Origin of the sequence: Spirochaeta isovalerica, from assembly GCF_014207565.1 — a bacterium.
GTDB lineage: Bacteria > Spirochaetota > Spirochaetia > DSM-2461 > DSM-2461 > Spirochaeta_F > Spirochaeta_F isovalerica.
On record NZ_JACHGJ010000012.1, the window covers coordinates 67137 to 85108 of the forward strand.

Below are 17972 nucleotides of genomic sequence, written 5' to 3' on the forward strand. Positions count from 1 at the left end.
AAAAATCACCAGAGAAAACAATGTTGGTTGAATTATTCAACATTTATTTATGAAATACCTTTTTTCCCATCTCCGCTGTAGTTACATAAAATAATTGTTCGTATATAATGATATCGGTTTTTCTACAGGAAGGCCGTTTTCGATACACAATTAGAGGGTTTACATATGAAAAAGAGAATTGAGTTTATGAATACCGCATTCCGAGACGGTTTTCAGTCGGTTTACGGTGCCAGAGTGCTGACAAAAGATTTCCTCCCCGCTGTGGAAGCGGCCAGAGATGCAGGGATCACACACTTCGAAGCGGGAGGCGGTGCACGCTTTCAGTCATTGTATTTCTATTGCAATGAAGACGCCTTTGATATGATGGATCAGTTCCGAGTCGCAGCGGGTCCCGACGCGAACCTCCAGACTCTGTCCAGAGGTGTCAATGTCGTCGGCCTCGATTCACAGCCGAGCGATATAATCAAACTGCATGCCGACCTTTTCAAAAAGCACGGAATGACAACTATTCGTAACTTTGACGCATTGAACGATGTAAACAATCTTATTTATTCAGGACAGTGTATAGTCGATGCGGGCCTGAAGCACGAAGTCTGTGTCACCATGATGGAACTTCCCCCGGGATGTTCCGGAGCCCACACTCCCGAATTCTATGTAGACACTCTGAGAAAAATCCTCGAAGCGAATATTCCTTTCGATTCGGTTTGTTTCAAAGACGCATCGGGAACCTCTGTTCCCCACAAAGTGTACGACACAATCAAGCAGGCGAGACAGCTTCTCGGCGAAGATGTGAGAATCGTTTTCCATACACATGAAACTGCCGGGATCTCCATCATCCAGAACAAAGCGGCGATGGAAGCCGGAGCCAACCAGATCGATCTGTCCATGGCTCCCGTATCGGGCGGAACCTGTCAGCCCGACATTATGACTATGTATCACGCCCTTCAGGGAACGGACTGGGATCTCGGTATCGATCCCGTTAAAATATTCGAAGCAGAAGAGATTTTCAAAGAATGCATGGCTGATTATTTCATGCCTCCCGAAGCCAAGAAAGTGGAACCCACCATCCCCCTCTCCCCGATGCCCGGAGGAGCTCTTACAGCCAATACCCAGATGCTGAGAGATAACAATCTTCTGGACAAATACGAGGAAATTACCAAATTCATGGGAAAAGCCGTCGCCAAAGGCGGTTTCGGTACATCGGTTACACCTGTTTCGCAGTTCTACTTCCAGCAGGCATTCAACAACACCATGTTCGGCAACTGGCAGAAGATCGCCGACGGATACGGGAAAATGGTACTCGGCTACTTCGGCAAAACGCCTGTTGAGCCCGATGCGGATATCGTAAAGATAGCCAGCCAGCAGCTCAAACTCGAGCCGACGACAAAAACGGTTCTTGAAATCAACGACGCCAACCCCAATCTGGGACGTAAAGCGGCAGAAATGGCCCTTATCAAAAACGACCTGGATATTACCGATGAAAACATCTTTATCGCCGCCACATGCCGGGAAAAAGGAATTGCCTTCCTCCAGGGCAAGGCGGTAGAGAACATCAGAAAGATCGAAAAGAAATCCGCCGGTGCCGAAGAGGGCTACACCGTAACGGTGAACGGTAAAAAATATGCCGTTCGCTTCGAAGGAGACAAAGCCCTTGTCAACGGCAAGAGCTACGATATCGGCGTCAGCGAGGGCATCGATGAGGAGAGCATGAAACAACCTTCAGCGCCGGCCGGCTCGGGAAAACCCGTAACCGCCCCCATGCCGGGACTTATGCTGAGAATCAGCGTCAAAGAAGGCGATGAGGTTGAAGAAGGCGATGAAGTCGCTGTGCTGGAAGCTATGAAAATGGAAAATGCCGTATTCGCTCCCTGTTCGGGAACTGTGCAGTCAATTCTCGTAGACCAGGGAGACCAGGTCACGTCCGACCAGCTGATTATGGAAATCGGCTGATAGAGACTGGAAGATTCAGGACCGGAAAAGTTTTTTTCCGGTCCTTTTTTTAAAAAAATAACCCAATTTTACGGATTTGTTGTAAGATATTCCTAAGTTGCTTATTTCATAGGCATTTCAGCCGACAATATCTATATGCATTATGGAGCAGAGAACAGTGAACGATAAAAGTACACTTTCTTCCATCCTGGTAGTTGATGATGACCCAGCTGTCAGCCAACTCATTCAATGTATTCTGACTGAGGAACAATACGCTGTAGAAACCGCATCGGACGGCAGGGAAGCTCTGGCCAGAGATGACCTGAAAACATTCGACCTCTTTATCCTCGACATCAATATGCCGGCAATGAACGGTTACAGTCTGTGCACCGAACTGAAAAATTCCTATGAAATGAGAGATACGCCCGTCATTTTCCTCACTGGTAATATTCTTCCCGAAGACAAAGTGAAGGGTTTCGAGTGCGGAGCCATTGATTATATTACCAAGCCCTTTAACGGATCAGAGCTAATCGCCCGCGTCCGCAATCATCTTGAAGTCAAGCACAATCGCGATTATCTCAAACAGATGGCTCTCACAGACGGTCTCACGCAACTCTATAATCACTCGTACATTCACGAAAGGCTTGTTGAAGAAATTAGCTATACGAAAAGACATGAACTGAATCTGTCACTGATTATGTTCGATCTCGATAATTTCAAACTGGTTAATGACACCTTCGGTCACAAACAGGGCGATAAGGTTCTGCAGAAAGTCTCCCGTTCCATAAAAGATATTATAAGGGAAGAAGATGTGGCCGGACGATACGGCGGCGAGGAATTCATTATCATTCTTCCCAATACGGATCATGTTTCGGCCTTTAAAGTGGCGGAAAAAATCCGCAAATCCGTTAAAAACCTGAAATGGGACAATAGGGATATGAAGATCACTCTCAGCGGAGGGGTTTCCACCTTGAGCAAGGAGAGCATCAACGAGTTTATCGAAAAAACGGATGTCCTCCTCTACAAAGCCAAACATGACGGCAAAGACAAAATTATCTCAGCCGTTCCCGTTATGAATTAAGTGAGCAGGGTCCTCTGCTGCAACCGCCCTCACAGGCCATCACCTCGACGAGATGCTCCGAAGGTGCCCGTTTTGTCCAGGTTTTCATCAGACGCAGTGTTTTTGATGAAATCCCGTCGATCTGTCCATATCCGACCTTCCTCCCCAGACTGGCTTCAACAGCTCTGGCGACACCGCCGGAATGGGCAAAACCGCGCCCCATCTCAAAAACGGGCTCTCTCTCCACTTCGGGATAATTGAGAATTTCCACAGCACGGGATATGAGTAGAGTTCCCAGTTCCTCGAAATTCATAACGAGATCCACAATGCCATTCTCATATGCCTCGACTTTTTTAGCCATACAGGGACCGGCGAAGACGATAGTCGAATGGGGAAATTGATCTTTCAGAATCTCAGCTCCCGCAACCATGGGCGAAGGTGTACGGGAGACATGGGAAGCCAGATCGGGCATATGTTTCTTCACAGTTTCCACATAGGCGGGACAACAGGATGTGGTCATAAAGGACTCGCCCTTTTCCATTCGCTCCACAAGCTCCCGGCCTTCTTCTGCAGCGACGATTTCCGCCGATTCCTGAAGTTCATAAACGCGAGTGAAGCCTATGGCTTTCAGTGCTTCGAGTATCTGGCTGTCACTGCCGGGGAGCTGATTATAGAGAGAGGGCGCTATCATAAGCGAAATGTCTTTTTTCAGCTTCAACGCGGCGGCAAGAGGAACGGCATGGCTTTTCTCAACAATAGCACCGAAAGGACAGGAACGTGTGCAGCGACCGCAGGAAATACACTTTTGCCTATCTATCTCTATAGCATGTCCCTCTTTTTTGACAATGGCGCCAACCGGACAGACTTCCTCACAGGGGACGGGGATATAGACAATGGCGCTGTAAGGACAGGCTTTCTGGCACTTACCACAGTTTACACACCTCTCACCGTCTATGATGGCCTTGCCGTTTTTCATAGTTAACGCACCGGCCGGGCAAATCGTCTGACACGGTCTGGCCAGACAGCCGCGGCACAGTTCCGTGACTCGGTATTGTTTATTCCGGCAGGAACTGCAGGCCGCGGAGATAACCGACAGCGGAGGCAAGGATGGAGCCTTTTCCTTTTCGCAGCGGCTGAAAAACTCGAATAGAGAGGGGCTTTCATCAAAATCTCCCGAAAGATCATACCCCATAAGAGACAGCAGGCGGTATTTAATCATCTCCCGGTCTTTATAGATACAACAACGACGCGGATCACCCTTGGAAGGGATCATGGCATAGGGGATTTTATTAATGTCCAGAGTATTATCACTGTCAAAGAGAAAATTGAAGAAGCGCAAAAGCAGTTCCTTCCTCAAATAGCTGTACTGGTTGTTTTCGTTCAGCATACGCTCTCACCTCTTAATTTCTCCCCGATGGCATGAAGAATTTGTTCTTCATCGGCACCGGCAATCAGTTTTCCCGCAACTCTAACAACCGGGGGTTTGGAATTCGCCCAGTCCCGGCAGAGCTCACAACAGAGAACAGGCTGAATTTCCACCTTATCCCTCAACTCAGAGGGAAGAGAATCAGCCAGTGCGAGAAGCTTTCCCGATCCCATGACAAAACAGGCCGTCCCTGTACAGATTTCCACAATTATTTTTTCCATAACCGATCTCCTTTTGTGAACTAAATGAATTCCAGTTCAGTCTCTTTCAGGTAATTCTCTTCGAGAGCTTTCACGATCCGTCCGATAATGGATCGCCTGATTCCGATTTCAAAGGGAATGCTGGGATCCTGGTGAGCATCATTGATTTTGGTTCCCACGAGGAACCGGACCTGATCGCTTTCAAGCAGAAGCTTGAGAAACTGCCCGGCACTGTTCCGCGGCAATTCATTCAAAGAGATTCTTTTCTCCAGATGACCGGCAATCCTGTTGAGGGTCAGCATCCCCTCTGTTACCAGATCAACACCCTCCATAGAGGCGCAAGGGGGGAGATCTCCATCGCAATCAGAAAGAGCGACCTTTAGCTTTTTTCCTGTTATCCGGGAATAAATCTGGGCGGTCGTCCCTCCGGCTATAACCTTCCGCCCGTCAAAATCTGCAATGGCCTTAACCAGTTTTTCATCGCGTGATTCATCAATAGGCGGTCCGGTTGATACGATAAGCCGCCTCGGTTTGCGGATATAAACAGAGGCGCATGTGATATCGTCCTTCGCCTTATAAATATCCAGAGCTCTGGCTTTCGCCGTAACGGCCGAGGCCAGTTCATAGGCGGAAGTTTCCCGTCGGTTATTGAGAAGTTCCAGAATATACCTCTTCACATTGCCGGCCCGCCAGCCCAAAGGCAGCTGTTTCGTGCCGAGACCGGCCTGGGTTATGCCATCGGTAAAAAAAATGATCCGGTCTCCCGCTTCAAGTTCCAGCTCAGTGTGAAAAAGATTCTCATCCTTAAACGCTCCGGGTCTCTTCAATTCATGCCTGGTTTTTTCAGGACAGAGACATGCCCCATCGCGTATGAGGAGAAATCCCGGATTATCATATTCGACGATGGAAGCCCTGACCTTATCGGATTTGAGGTTTTCCATACGCAGAATGGTAAAGGTGGAATAGCTGATTTTTCTCTCGCGGCAAACCGGCAGGGTGTTCATGATGATTTCAGCTGACTTGACCATATCGGTAGTGCCGGCTGCATATTTCTGAGCCATATGAGCAGTAAGGTTTGCCAGAACATTCGCTTTCACTCCGCTTCCCAGTCCGTCGGATAGCGTACAGATGATGCGGTCCCTCTCTTCCCCTTTCGAGAGAAGAAATACATCTCCCCCGATGCTCTGCCCCTCCTTGAAGTACTGGGAATAATCCACTTCTATAAAAAAGCTCAAAGGTTACCCTCCGCTGCGGTAAACTGGAACTGGTCTGTCAGAGACCGGAGAATGATTTCCGTTTCCGCTGCATTCTCTCCCAGAAGAGAAGCGATCTGCTGAACGTTCTGCAGATTTTTACTGATGACCTCTTCGGCTTTGCGGATGACATCCTCTCTTTTTACAGATGTGGTGGTGATGTCCTGAATGATGACTCCCGCCAGGTGTCCTTTATCGATGGAGAAAAAGGTGATTTTGAGAAATTTCCCATTGATCTTCAACCTCTCCTCAAAGATGCTTTTTCTGCCTGAGAGAATATCTGTGAGACAGGATGTCAGATCGACGAAATTGATCAGAGGTAAATCGCTGTGCCTTTTTGCATATTCCTCATCGCAAATTGTTTCGGGATCGGCGAACAGAGAAGCGAAGCCTTTATTGCATTCGACAATCTGGTGCCTTCGATTTACGATAACCACACCCATGGGAAGTGTCCGGAGAAGCATATCGACCTTCTTCTGGGCCCGCTTCCGCATATTGGTAACGCACATGGGCTTCTCACCCATTTTCTTCAAGTAGGCCACGGCGAAATCCCGGCAGGAATTGTAACCGCAGCCGCCGCAATCCAGTCGGTCTTCTTCTTTCTCCTTGCCCAGTTCGTAAAGAGCCTCTTCAATCAGCTCGTCGGTAAAAGAAGCTTCCCTATGGGCGGAAGCCCTAATAAAACTTTTCAGCGGCAGCTGGAGATTCATACTTTCAGCCGCTTCGAGTACGGGGGAAGAAGAAATTGAACCGGCCAATGCTTTTTCAAAATGGATGAGACTTTTTTTGCGATAGGCGAACTGGTTTCCCCGGTTCTTAAATCCCGATCCGTTGACACAGCCGCCGGGGCAGGAGAGGAGTTCCAGCATCATTCCGTCCCTGCCGTCCATTTCATCCAGCGCTTCCATAATATGGGTCATACCCGACAGGGGAACCATTGTCCGGTCCGGGCTACGGCTCATATCTCCAAGAGAGCGGATCATACCCCCTTCCATAGCATAGAGAGATCCCGAAACCGCCTGACAGGGATAGAAGTCCAGATCTTCAGTCTCAAATGACCGCGGCGTTGCCGCAGTAAGGGATCTTTCACCCAGCCACCCGGACATTTCATCGAAGGTGAGTGCAAAGTCAATCTCCGAATCCCTGTTATCCGCTTCGAGTTTTTTTGCGATACAGGGGCCGGCAAATACAACAGCAATCCGCTCGCCCATCAGTCTTTTCAAAAAAAGAGCATGAGCCTCCAGAGGGGAAGGAGCGCGGGATAAACTGTCTATAAATTGGGGATAATACTTTCTGAAAAGCTCGTTAACAGTGGGACAGGCCGATGAAATCATCAATCCCGGTTCCCTTTCCAGCTGCTCCGACGTCCAGGAGGAAACCAGTTCGGCGCCGAGAGCCGTTTCCGAGACGGCGCAAAACCCCAAACCGCGAAAAGCCGCTATCAACTCCTCCCGGGAGCCGAAAACACCAGTTGTCCAGCTGGGAGCAAGAGAAAGAACAACCTTCCGTCCTGAACGGATAAGCTTCTTCACTTCCGGCACATCATTCCGAACCTTTTTGGCATGGGTGGGACAGATCTCGACACATCGTCCGCAGTAAATGCAAAGATCATCGATGATCCTGGCGCTGTTTTCCTCCACTTTTATAGCTTTGACAGGACAGTAGCGAACACATTTATAGCAATCGCGGCATTTTGTCTTTTCCGTATATACAGGCTGCCTGCTGCTACTCATCGAGAGCCTCCCCGAGAAGCCGCGCCAGATCCGCTTCCTTCAAATCAAAATAATCCATGCCGTCAATACGGACGACCGGCCCGGAAGAGCAATTCCCCATACAGAGGTGCCCTGTTATTCCGACCCGGCTGGCCAATCCCTCCCCGGCTATGTATTCCTCAAGAAAGGAAAGGAGACGACTGTTACCGCGGGCAAAACAGGAGCTGCCCATACAAATTTCAATCTGTACTTTCATACTCTTTCCTCCAGATAAAAGGAGAGTGACCCGGGAAAGGACTAACCCGGGACTCTCCGGCTGTGCTTTACTTGCCGTAATAGGCTTTGAGATAGAGATCCCTGATTTCGCTGATCATGGGATATCGGGGGTTGGCACCCGTACACTGATCATCGAAAGCCTGTTCCGAAAGCTCATCCACCGCCTCAAGAAAATCTTTTTCGGAGATTCCATACTGTTTGATTGATGCCGGTACATCCAGTTTCTGCCGAAGATCTTCAATTGCTTTGATCAAATTGGCCACTTTCTGGCCATCGCTCTTACCGCCCAGCTGCAGGTAATCGGCTATGCGGGCATAGCGGGAAGCAGCGGTCGGGTATTCGTACTGAGGGAAAGCCGCCTGTTTGACAGGATTTTCCACGGCGTTGAAATCGATAACATGAGTGATAAGGAGGGCGTTCGCCACCCCGTGAGGCACATGGAAGCGTGCTCCCAGCTTATGAGCCATGGAGTGGCAGATTCCCAGAAAAGCGTTGGCGAAAGACATTCCCGCCATAGTCGCCGCGTTATGCACTTTTTCCCTGGCTTTGGAGTTTTTATCCCCTTCGCTGTAGGAAACAGGCAGGTATTTGAATAGTATTCTCAGGGCCTCGAGAGCCAGACCGTTCGTAAAGTCCGAAGCCAGAACCGAAGAGAACGCCTCGATGGCATGGGTCACCGCATCGATCCCCGAAGCGGCCGTCAGGCTTTTCGGCATGGACATGACCAGCTCCGGGTCGATGATAGCCATATCGGGAGTCAGCGCATAATCGGCAATGGGATACTTCATATCGGCCCTGTCGTCGGTGACGACTGAAAAAGGCGTCACTTCCGATCCCGTTCCGGATGTGGTGGGTATGGCCGTAAAGAAAGCTTTTTTTCCCGTAGAGGGCAGAGAGTAGATCCTTTTCTCTATATCCATAAAGCGGAGAGCCAGTCCCTCGAAGGACAGCTCAGGGTGCTCATAAAGCAGCCACATGATCTTCGCGGCATCCATGGGGGATCCACCGCCGAAACCGATAATGACATCGGGGTTGAAAGATCTCAACTGCTCCAATCCCTGGTTGATTGTCGATAGGCAGGGATCCGGTTTTACCTGATGAAACACCTGACAGTCTATACCGATATCCTTGAGGACATTTATGATCCTGTCCACAAACCCATGATCGAAAAGGTAGGAGTCTGTCACGATAAAGCATCGTTTTCTGCCCTCGAGCTCGCGGAGAGCCAGCGGCAGACAGCCATACTTGAAATACACCTTAGAGGGGATTTTGAACCAGAGCATATTCTCCCGTCTTTCCGCTACAGTTTTAATATTCATCAGATGTTTAACCCCCACATTTTCACTGACCGAATTTCCGCCCCAGCTTCCGCAGCCAAGGGTCAGCGAAGGCTCGAGTCTGAAGTTGTAAATATCGCCGATAGCGCCCTGAGAAGAAGGCATGTTGACGAGCACGCGCCCCGTTTTGATCTCGGAACCGAACGCCCTGATCCTGTCCTGGTTGTTTTTGTCCGTATAAAGAACCGATGTATGTCCGATCCCGCCCAGAACGACCAGATCGCGGGCCATTGTCAGGCCTTCTTCAAAAGAATCGCATTTATAAAGTGCCAGACAGGGACTCAGCTTCTCATGTGCCATTGGCTCGCTTTGGGAAATCTCTTTGACTTCCCCGATGAGAACCTTTGTTTCTTCAGGAACGGAAAAACCCGCTATCTCAGCTATTTTTGATGCTTTCTGTCCGACGATTCCCGGATTGATTGTTCCCCGCCGGGGGTCGAGAATCACTTTTCTCAACTTGTCGGTCTGATCTTCAGTCAGCAGCTGCGCCCCTCTCTCCCGGAATTCTTTTTTAACCTCTTCATAAAGGGATTGATGAACGATAACCGACTGCTCCGATGCACAGACGACGCCGTTGTCAAATGTTTTGCTCATAAGGATGGAATTGACAGCCATTTTCACATCGGCCGTTTCATCCATGAGAGCCGGCGTGTTTCCGGCACCGACTCCGATAGCAGGACGTCCGGAGGAATAGGCGGCTTTCACCATTCCGGGACCGCCCGTCGCAAGTATCAGGGCTATCTTTTTATGAGACATTATATGATTTGAAAGCTCTATGGACGGTTCTTCGATCCAGCCGATCAACCCGGCTGGAGCTCCTGCTTTTTCCGCAGCCTCCCTGATGACCTTAGCCGCTTCGATCGTGCATTTTCTCGCCCGGGGATGGGGAGAAAAGATAATGGCGTTTCTCGTTTTAAGAGCGATGAGAGCCTTGAATATGACAGTGGATGTAGGATTTGTCGTGGGGATGATCCCGCAAATAACCCCGAGAGGCTCGGCAACCTTTTTAATCCCGTAGCTGTTGTCCTCTTCGAGAAAGCCGCATGTTTTCATATCTTTGTACTTGTTGAAAATGAATTCCGATGCAAAATGGTTTTTGATCACTTTGTCTTCGACAATACCCATCCCCGTTTCAGCAACAGCTTCTTTGGCAAGACGGATTCTCTGTTCGTTGGCCGCGATGGCCGATAGTCTGAAAATTGTATCGACCTGTTCCTGAGAATAGGAAGAATACAATGTCTGGGCGGCACTGACGCTTTCGATCAGCTTATCCAGGTTTCGAAGGCTGTCAGTCGCCTGATCTGCATTTTTTTTCTCACTCATTTTCTAACTCCTCATAGATACTTTACTATCGATACATTTCTATCGATAGCACTTATAAAAAAGGCTCATATGTTTTGATATGAGCCGCACTGTTGGTCACCTTCCCGCTTATTACAATTCATTTCTCTTCAGACGGGAGGAAAGTTCGGCAAAACTGGAAGCCAGATCGACTCGCTGAACTACGACTTTATCGGAGAGCTTTAATTTAACCGGCGCAAAATTCCAGATGCCCCTGATTCCCGCATCTTCAAGCAGTTCCGCAGTTCTCTGGGCTGAATCGGCCGGTACGGTCAGAACGGCCATGGGAATATGGGTTCTGCTGATAAAACCGGCAAGCTTGTCCATAGACAGAATGGACTTCCCCTGGATTTTTTTTCCCCTCTTATCCGGGTCGCTGTCAAAAACGGCTGTTATCTCCAATCCGTATTGAGAGAACCCGCTGTATCCGAGCAGCGCCGATCCGAGATTACCCGCACCGACCAGAATGGCATCGGTTCTGTTATTCCAGCCCAGACACTCCTCGATCGCCTCAATCAGGGGATCGATGGCAAATCCGTATTTAGGCCGTCCTTCCAATCCGGTTAATGCCAGATCCTTTCGGACAAGAATCGATGAAAATCCCAGATCATCAGCCAGCGTCGTGGCGGAAACCCACATAGTTCCTCCGATCCTGTAGGATTTTAATCTCCTCAGATACAGTGGATAGCGGCGTATAGCGGGCAGGGGTATGCTTTTCATCAGTTAAATAACTCTCGCTTTTCAGAAGTTTTTCAGTATTATCAGACCTCCTATCCGAACTGTCAATATCGATAGTCATATATCGATATATATTTAACGATTAGAAGATACAAAATTAAGCTCCTTATGTCAATTAAGAATTGGAAAAAAAGAAGCAATGATCCTATACTGGCAGAAAATGAGGTACAAAAAAAATGAAAATATATACGAAAACCGGCGATAAAGGCACAACTTCCCTGGTAAGCGGACACCGGGTCTATAAATCCGAACTCAGGATTCACACATACGGAACCATAGACGAATTGAACTCCTTCACAGGACTTCTCGCTTCACTTGACATCGATGAGAGGACAAGAGGCGTACTGAAAAAGATCCAGAGCCTGCTTTTTACCATCGGCTCGAACCTTGCCATGGACGAAGAGAATGAAAAGATCGTTCTCCCCGAGATAACAGAAGAGCATACCCTTTTCCTGGAGAGAGAAATTGATTTAATGGAAGAAGGCCTCGACCCTCTCACTCATTTCATCATTCCCGGCGGAGACCAGAGAGTGGCGACAGCTCATGTCTGCCGGACAGTATGCCGCAGAGCCGAACGGCTTTTTGTGGAATTGCACCGTTCGGTGGAACTGGATCAGCGCATAGGAAATTTTATTAACAGGCTGGCTGATTATTATTTTATGCTGGCGCGCCGTTATATGAAAGACTTTAATGTGGAGCCCATTATCTGGGATCCCAAAGCCTGAAAATCAGCCAACAATTAATATCCCGTGGTTGGCAATCCCTAACCACGGGATATTGCTTTATCTATTGATAACGCCTTTCTTCAGGATAATATTGCCATATTTTGAGATTTCACCGGTCATAACAATAGCATAAGCTTCCCTGGCTCTGTCATAAAAGGCGAAGCGCTCGGTTCTATCTATCGCCGGCGTATCCGGCCATGTTTCGTCGATGGCTTTTCTATAGGCATTTTCCACAGACATATCGAGTTCATCACCTTCAACAGGCTGCATCATAATCAACGGGCTGTCGACATAGCTATCCAGGGTTATCAGAGGCAGAATGCCCTTCAGCAATTGGGGGATTCTGATACCGTCCGCCCTTATAACCCTCTTGCCGAATGTGTCTCCGGGAAAAAAAGCATCAGCCAGAACGATTTCATCTCCATGGCCCATCCGGAACAGGACATCAAGTAATTCCGGCGAGACAACCGGATCAATACCTCTTAACATATCAAAACCTCCTCAGTTTCCTTAAATGAAAATTTACAAGTATCTATTCTACATTGAGCTTATAACAAACTTTGTTGAACTGCCTTAATTTATGTCGTATGATTCTGAAGAATGTAAAAAAAGGATTATAAAATGAAGAACACGACCAATCCGAATCTGCGGATATTCAACTTGTTTACACTGATTCAGGCTTTCGGCCGCGGAATCTGGATGGGGAATGTCCTCAGTCTCTATATTGTTCTTCTATCGGAAAAAAGCACGGGCATTCTCGGCCTGACTCCCAACGAACTGCTGGGAATTACATCGGCCATTACGGGAATAGCTCTGATCCTGACCATCATTCCCGGAGGATATGCCGCTGACAAATGGTCCCGGGAAAAAGCTCTGGTTCTTGCCGCCATGGTGGGTACCGGCGGTCTCCTGTTCATCGGATTTTCAACTTCCCTTTACCACATAATGGCGGGTCTGTTTCTGTGGGGTGTCTTTCAGGGACTCAGCCAGCCTTCAGCTGAATCGATACTGGCCAACTCCCTCCCTTCGGGAGAGCGCTCCGGTCCCTATGCCCGAATCCATATGCTCCGTCAGTTCGGACTGGCAACAGGCCCCGTGCTGAATGTCATTCTCTTTCTTATTCTGGGAGATAAATGGGAGCTGGGAATTTTGAAAACGGTAATGACTGCCGGTCTGGCTGTCTCTCTCATTTCAATAATCATTATGATTTTTCTCAAAGACCGCCATGAAATGGGCGATCGAAGCGAAGGTATTCTGGCAGAAGAAACCGATAATGAAAAAGCCGGCGGTTTTTCACTGAAAAGCCGGAAAGCCGTTCCGCTCATTCTTATCAGCTCGAGCTTTATAATCGGAACCGGCGCGGGAATGACGGTCAAATTTTTCCCCGTATTCTTCAGGGATATTTACGGACTGAAACCGATAGCCGTCCAGATAATATTAGGCATATCATTTTTCATTACCGGGCTCATCAGCATCTACACGCAAAAACATTCGATTAAAAAAGGCCGCCCGCAGATGATAATTCTGGTTCAGGGTCTTTCCATCGCCTGCCTGGCCGGAATGGCCTTCTACCCGCCGCTCTGGCTTCTCATTCCCCTGTTTATAGCGAGAGGCGCCCTGATGAACGCCTCCCAACCTCTGAACCGGTCCATTATGATGGACTTCGTTCCCAAAAGCAGAAGGGGATTCTGGAACAGCCTTCAGACAGTCGCCTGGGGGCTGTTCTGGAACGCATCGGCAGCGATAGGCGGTTTTCTGATCGGCGAAAACAACTATGCTCTCTGCTTTTTCATAACAGCTATCGTCTACGTCATCGGCACTCTGCCGAACTTTTTCCTCATTCCCCTGGTAAAAAAAGAATTATAGGAAATCACTTATGTGGTCAGTTTGTCGACTTTGGCCGTCATAAAATCCTTATTCTTATCGCCCACCCAGTAGCGTTCGCCGGATATGCACCAGATGAAGCAAAGCGGCTCCTCATGGCTGAAAACCGGATGGTAGTTGAGAACGGGAATGGTGATATGATCGCCGACTTCTACAGAGGGTACGAAAGTTTTAAACTCATCCTCTTCGTATACTTCCATAGCGCCGTGACCTTCGATAAAGCTGTAAACCTCTTCCTGGTCTGTATGGTTATGAGGCGGCCAGGCCCGTGTTCTATCCTGATAGAATGTGTAACCGACCATGAATTTATTGGCATTTTCTGAAACATCAAACATTTTATAGACGATCTTTCTGTTGAGATGGCGGATTCTCTCCTCATCCTTCTGACAGGCTTCCCAATCGGCATGGTAGACTTCGTACTTGACCTCTCCCACGGCTCTGTAGATGTAGAGCCAGCCTTCTTCATCCCCTGCGTGACTTACGGTAAAAGGTGTATCTATGGGGATATAGAGCATATCGTAATGTTTAACCCTAAAATCCTTTCCTTCCACAGAAACGGTTACGTCTCCTTTCAAATTGACGATAAAGGCCTCTTCCTTTTTGTATGTTGTTTCCGCTGTCCGGCTGTTCTGTATTTTCAGATCGGCCATAGCCAGCCAATTGAGATTGGAATTATCCTGATTGAAAATTTCTTTGAGAGTGCAGCTGCTCATTTCAGCATTGAATTTCTGCCCGTCTGCCACTTTGCTCATTATCTTATCTCCTATTTTAGTTACTTTCTGTAAGTAATTATAGTAATTAATACCACGGTGTCTACTTTCTGTAAAGTTGCAATGTATTTATATTGACAGATATATAGAACAAACCTGATAATACACACGTTATATTACACATGTAACACAAGATGGTAATTATGAAGAAAAGAATGATTTATCAAGTCGATGAAACCAGAGAGAAAATTCTTGCAGCTGCAGAAAAGCTATTTCTTGAAAAAGGATTCTTCGAGGCTCAAATAAAAGATATAGCCGAAAAAGCCGGCCTCAGCCGGAATTCAGTCTATCGCTATTACCGGGACAAAAGTGACCTGGCTTTGACAATTATAGAAAAAAGTCTCTCCCGTTTTGAAAAGACTCTTCTGAAACGGTTCGAAGCGCTTGCAGAAGATAAGTCGAAATCAGGACTGGACAAGCTGAAGGAAGCCATTCGCTTGACCTGGATCGAAGGGGAGCAAACCCTCGAAGGCAAATTGATGGCTGAGTTCGATGCCTATTATTCAGGCACTCGACTGACCGATGATCTGAAAAAAAAGTTCATTCTTTTCGATAAACCGGAATATTTTCAAAGGCTTATTACCCTTATTGAAAGAGGGAAAGAAGATGGTTCGATTCGCAAGGATATCGATTCCCATCTGGCCTTTGTTACCATTTTGAACGGAGTAAGAGCTCTGAACCAGAGAATAATTCTCCGCGGCGATGTGCTTGTGGAAACGACAGAAGGCGAAACGGACAAAATGCCGGATCTCCTTCTGGATTTGCTGATAGACGGACTGAGAAACAGGAGTAACTGCAAATGAATGAAAAAATCGATAAATTAATGAAAGAGCTGACACTGGAAGAGAAAGCCTCGCTCTGTTCGGGAAAGGATTTCTGGAATCTCGAAGGAATAGACCGGCTGAACATACCTTCGATAATGGTCACCGACGGTCCTCATGGACTGAGAAAGCAGGCCGGATCAGGGGACCATGTGGGACTGGGAGACAGCGTTCCCGCGACCTGTTTTCCCACTGCTGTAGCCCTGGCCAGCTCCTGGGACCGGAACCTTCTGGAGGAAGTGGGAGTGGCGCTTGGAGAAGAATGTCTCCAGGAGAAAGTGTCTGTCCTTCTCGGCCCGGGTATCAATATCAAAAGAAACCCTCTCTGCGGAAGAAATTTCGAGTACTTTTCCGAAGATCCCTACATCGCAGGGGAACTGGCAGCGTCATTGATCAACGGCGTCCAGAGCAAGGGAATTGGAACAAGCCTGAAGCACTTCGCTGCTAACAACCAGGAATTCTGCCGCATGACCATAGATACTGTTGTTGACGAAAGAACACTCAGGGAATTATATCTGGGAGGCTTTGAAAAGGCCGTTAAACAATCACAGCCCTGGACCGTAATGAACGCATACAATCAGATAAACGGAGAATTCTGCAGCGAAAGCAAAACCCTCCTGACAAATATTCTCAAAGAAGAATGGGGCCATGAAGGATTAGTTGTGACAGACTGGGGTGCGACCAATGACAGAGTTGAGGGAATCAAGGCGGGAGAAGAGCTGGAAATGCCGGGAAACGGCGGTATAAATGATCGCAGGATCGTAGCAGCCGTAAAAAGCGGAGACCTGGATGAATCAGTCCTCGACTTAAGAGTCCGGCGCATCCTGGAGCTGATTCTCAAAGCGGAACCTGTTCTTTCTGATGAATACAGCTATAGCGAGGATGAGCATCATAACCTGGCTGTCAATGTAGCGGAGCAGTCCATCGTCTTGCTGAAAAATGAAAACAACCGGCTGCCTCTGAAAAAGAAAGGCATGATCGGGATCATCGGAGATTTTGCTGAAAATCCCCGCTATCAGGGCGCCGGAAGTTCCATGATAAAACCGACTAAGCTGGACTCGGCCCTTAAAGCTTTTGAAAATGCCGCAGGTAATGATTTCACGGTTAAATATGCCAAGGGCTTTAATACGAAAATGGACATTATTGAAGACCATCTTATCAAAGAAGCCGTCACACTTGCCTCTCAATCAGACCAGACTGTTATTTTCGCCGGACTGCCTCCGGCGTTTGAATCAGAAGGATTTGACCGGAAACATATGTCACTTCCTCAGAATCAGCTCAAGCTGATCGATGCCGTTCTGGCTGTCGATTCGAAAGCGGTCGTCGTCCTGTCCAACGGCTCGCCGATAGAGCTGCCTTTTATTGATCGCTGCGAAGCCATTGTAGAATCCTACCTGAGCGGTCAGGGGGGAGGAACAGCAGTAAAAAACGTTCTTCTGGGAGAAGTCAATCCGTCGGGGAAGATAGCTGAAACATTCCCGCGGGAACTGAAAGATGTTCCTTCGAACAGATATTTCCCCGGATCGACCAAGCAGGTTCTCTATAAAGAAGGGCTCTACGTCGGTTACCGCTATTTCGACAGGGCGGATAAAGAAGTTCTCTTCCCCTTCGGACACGGACTTTCCTATACGAGCTTCAGCTACAGCGACATCAGGCTGCCTAAGAAAAAAATAGGGGATAATGAGACTATAAATGTAAGCTGCAAAGTAAAAAACACAGGAAGCAGGACAGGAAAGGAAATCGTTCAGCTCTATGTCAGAGATGTAGAATCGACCGTTTACAGACCTGAAAAAGAATTGAAAGGATTTGAGAAGGTTGAACTGGCCGCCGGTGAGGAAAAGGAAATAACATTCGTTCTCGACAGGAGAAGTTTCGCCTTTTACGACACAGTCAGCCGGGTCTGGCAGGTTGAACCGGGAGAGTTTGAAATACTCATAGGAGCATCCTCCCGGGATATCAAACTGAGAGAATCGCTTTCAGTCGAATCGGATTATACAGCTGTTGAGAGTGACGCAGACAGAATCTACAGGGAAGTTGTTTATAATATCGAGAACATAAGCAACAGGGACTTTGAAAAACTTCTCGGCACCCCCGTTCCGCAGGAATCGCCGATCACTCCTTACCACCGGAATTCGACAATAGCCGACATCAGCCGGACATTTATCGGCCGGCAAATGAAGAAGCAGATTGCCAAAAACTTTACACAGAGTTTCGGAGAAATGGATGATTCCACAAGGCTTATGGTGGAGAGTATGGTTAATGAAATGCCGCTCAGAAGTCTGGCTATGATGGGAGGAGACAAATTCACAGAAAACATGCTGGAAGGTTTGCTGCTTATGACAAACGGAAAGCTCTTCCGCGGCTTATTGCTGTTTCTGAAGAAATGAGATCCCTTCATTAATACTGGACGTTTGTCGGGATTCTCACATTCTGTATATGCGGAACTGATTCCCGGCAAACTTCAGATTGACCTTTTCGCCGGTCCGGTCGGCTAAAGGAA

15 protein-coding genes are annotated in these 17972 nt (G+C 48.0%); 6 read left to right on the forward strand and 9 right to left on the reverse strand.

Going from position 1 to position 17972, the window contains the following annotated elements; genetic code table 11:
* Positions 1–165: 165 nt before the first annotated feature.
* Together HNR50_RS20590 and HNR50_RS20595 are read left to right on the forward strand one after the other, a co-directional pair.
* Complete coding sequence (locus HNR50_RS20590; protein ID WP_184748696.1) at positions 166–1950, forward strand: biotin/lipoyl-containing protein; 1785 nt, start codon at positions 166–168, stop codon at positions 1948–1950.
* 157 nt (positions 1951–2107) lie between these two features.
* Positions 2108–3010, forward strand: a complete 903-nt coding sequence (locus HNR50_RS20595; protein WP_184748697.1) for a diguanylate cyclase — start codon at positions 2108–2110, stop codon at positions 3008–3010.
* Here the strand turns inward: HNR50_RS20595 and HNR50_RS20600 are convergent.
* The 7 genes from HNR50_RS20600 to HNR50_RS20630 form a co-directional block, all read right to left on the reverse strand.
* The gene (locus HNR50_RS20600; RefSeq protein ID WP_184748698.1) at positions 3000–4376 is read right to left on the reverse strand and encodes a monomeric [FeFe] hydrogenase; all 1377 of its coding nucleotides are present in this window, start codon (positions 4374–4376) and stop codon (positions 3000–3002) included. The two genes, HNR50_RS20595 and HNR50_RS20600, sit on opposite strands and share 11 nt — an antisense overlap.
* Positions 4370–4636, reverse strand: a complete 267-nt coding sequence (locus HNR50_RS20605; RefSeq protein WP_184748699.1) for an NADH-quinone oxidoreductase subunit NuoE family protein — start codon at positions 4634–4636, stop codon at positions 4370–4372. Before HNR50_RS20605 ends, HNR50_RS20600 begins: the two co-directional genes overlap by 7 nt.
* Before the next feature lie 20 nt (positions 4637–4656).
* Positions 4657–5850 (reverse strand): SpoIIE family protein phosphatase, encoded by a 1194-nt coding sequence (locus HNR50_RS20610; RefSeq protein ID WP_184748700.1) that lies wholly within the window; start codon positions 5848–5850, stop codon positions 4657–4659.
* Positions 5847–7601: a [Fe-Fe] hydrogenase large subunit C-terminal domain-containing protein gene (locus HNR50_RS20615; protein ID WP_184748701.1), complete on the reverse strand. Its 1755-nt coding sequence runs from the start codon at positions 7599–7601 to the stop codon at positions 5847–5849. Before HNR50_RS20615 ends, HNR50_RS20610 begins: the two co-directional genes overlap by 4 nt.
* A complete protein-coding gene (locus tag HNR50_RS20620) occupies positions 7594–7836 on the reverse strand; it encodes a (2Fe-2S) ferredoxin domain-containing protein (RefSeq protein WP_184748702.1) in 243 nt (80 codons plus the stop codon). Before HNR50_RS20620 ends, HNR50_RS20615 begins: the two co-directional genes overlap by 8 nt.
* A gap of 67 nt (positions 7837–7903) precedes the next feature.
* Complete coding sequence (adhE, locus tag HNR50_RS20625; RefSeq protein ID WP_184748703.1) at positions 7904–10516, reverse strand: bifunctional acetaldehyde-CoA/alcohol dehydrogenase; 2613 nt, start codon at positions 10514–10516, stop codon at positions 7904–7906.
* Positions 10517–10627: 111 nt separating this feature from the next.
* Complete coding sequence (locus tag HNR50_RS20630; protein WP_184748704.1) at positions 10628–11254, reverse strand: redox-sensing transcriptional repressor Rex; 627 nt, start codon at positions 11252–11254, stop codon at positions 10628–10630.
* Positions 11255–11448: 194 nt separating this feature from the next.
* Here HNR50_RS20630 and HNR50_RS20635 point away from each other — a divergent pair, with 194 nt between their 5' ends.
* Positions 11449–11997, forward strand: coding sequence for a cob(I)yrinic acid a,c-diamide adenosyltransferase (locus tag HNR50_RS20635; RefSeq protein ID WP_184748705.1), 549 nt, complete (start codon positions 11449–11451; stop codon positions 11995–11997).
* A 57-nt stretch (positions 11998–12054) separates the two neighbouring features.
* Here the strand turns inward: HNR50_RS20635 and fucU are convergent, their stop codons facing one another.
* A complete protein-coding gene (gene fucU / locus HNR50_RS20640) occupies positions 12055–12486 on the reverse strand; it encodes an L-fucose mutarotase (protein ID WP_184748706.1) in 432 nt (143 codons plus the stop codon).
* Between the two features lie 132 nt (positions 12487–12618).
* Here fucU and HNR50_RS20645 point away from each other — a divergent pair, with 132 nt between their 5' ends.
* Positions 12619–13863 carry an MFS transporter gene (locus tag HNR50_RS20645; RefSeq protein WP_184748707.1) on the forward strand — a complete coding sequence of 415 codons (1245 nt, stop codon included), beginning with the start codon at positions 12619–12621 and terminating at the stop codon, positions 13861–13863.
* An 8-nt stretch (positions 13864–13871) separates the two neighbouring features.
* On the opposite strand, the gene HNR50_RS20650 is transcribed toward HNR50_RS20645, so the two are convergent.
* Positions 13872–14633, reverse strand: coding sequence for a 5-deoxy-glucuronate isomerase (locus HNR50_RS20650; RefSeq protein WP_184748708.1), 762 nt, complete (start codon positions 14631–14633; stop codon positions 13872–13874).
* Between the two features lie 161 nt (positions 14634–14794).
* On the opposite strand from HNR50_RS20650, the gene HNR50_RS20655 reads away from it, so the two are divergent.
* Both HNR50_RS20655 and HNR50_RS20660 read left to right on the forward strand, forming a co-directional pair.
* Positions 14795–15454, forward strand: coding sequence for a TetR/AcrR family transcriptional regulator (locus HNR50_RS20655; protein WP_184748709.1), 660 nt, complete (start codon positions 14795–14797; stop codon positions 15452–15454).
* On the forward strand, positions 15451–17859 hold the full coding sequence (locus HNR50_RS20660; protein ID WP_184748710.1) for a glycoside hydrolase family 3 C-terminal domain-containing protein: 2409 nt from the start codon (positions 15451–15453) through the stop codon (positions 17857–17859). Before HNR50_RS20655 ends, HNR50_RS20660 begins: the two co-directional genes overlap by 4 nt.
* Positions 17860–17972: the final 113 nt, after the last annotated feature.

Coding starts and splice junctions, on each gene's coding strand:
- HNR50_RS20590 (WP_184748696.1), top strand. CDS start 166: ATGAAAAAGAGAATTGAGTTTATGAATACCGCATTCCGAGACGGTTTT.
- HNR50_RS20600 (WP_184748698.1), bottom strand. CDS start 4,376: ATGCTGAACGAAAACAACCAGTACAGCTATTTGAGGAAGGAACTGCTT.
- HNR50_RS20605 (WP_184748699.1), bottom strand. CDS start 4,636: ATGGAAAAAATAATTGTGGAAATCTGTACAGGGACGGCCTGTTTTGTC.
- HNR50_RS20615 (WP_184748701.1), bottom strand. CDS start 7,601: ATGAGTAGCAGCAGGCAGCCTGTATATACGGAAAAGACAAAATGCCGC.
- HNR50_RS20620 (WP_184748702.1), bottom strand. CDS start 7,836: ATGAAAGTACAGATTGAAATTTGTATGGGCAGCTCCTGTTTTGCCCGC.
- adhE (WP_184748703.1), bottom strand. CDS start 10,516: ATGAGTGAGAAAAAAAATGCAGATCAGGCGACTGACAGCCTTCGAAAC.
- HNR50_RS20630 (WP_184748704.1), bottom strand. CDS start 11,254: ATGAAAAGCATACCCCTGCCCGCTATACGCCGCTATCCACTGTATCTG.
- HNR50_RS20635 (WP_184748705.1), top strand. CDS start 11,449: ATGAAAATATATACGAAAACCGGCGATAAAGGCACAACTTCCCTGGTA.
- fucU (WP_184748706.1), bottom strand. CDS start 12,486: ATGTTAAGAGGTATTGATCCGGTTGTCTCGCCGGAATTACTTGATGTC.
- HNR50_RS20645 (WP_184748707.1), top strand. CDS start 12,619: ATGAAGAACACGACCAATCCGAATCTGCGGATATTCAACTTGTTTACA.
- HNR50_RS20650 (WP_184748708.1), bottom strand. CDS start 14,633: ATGAGCAAAGTGGCAGACGGGCAGAAATTCAATGCTGAAATGAGCAGC.
- HNR50_RS20655 (WP_184748709.1), top strand. CDS start 14,795: ATGAAGAAAAGAATGATTTATCAAGTCGATGAAACCAGAGAGAAAATT.
- HNR50_RS20660 (WP_184748710.1), top strand. CDS start 15,451: ATGAATGAAAAAATCGATAAATTAATGAAAGAGCTGACACTGGAAGAG.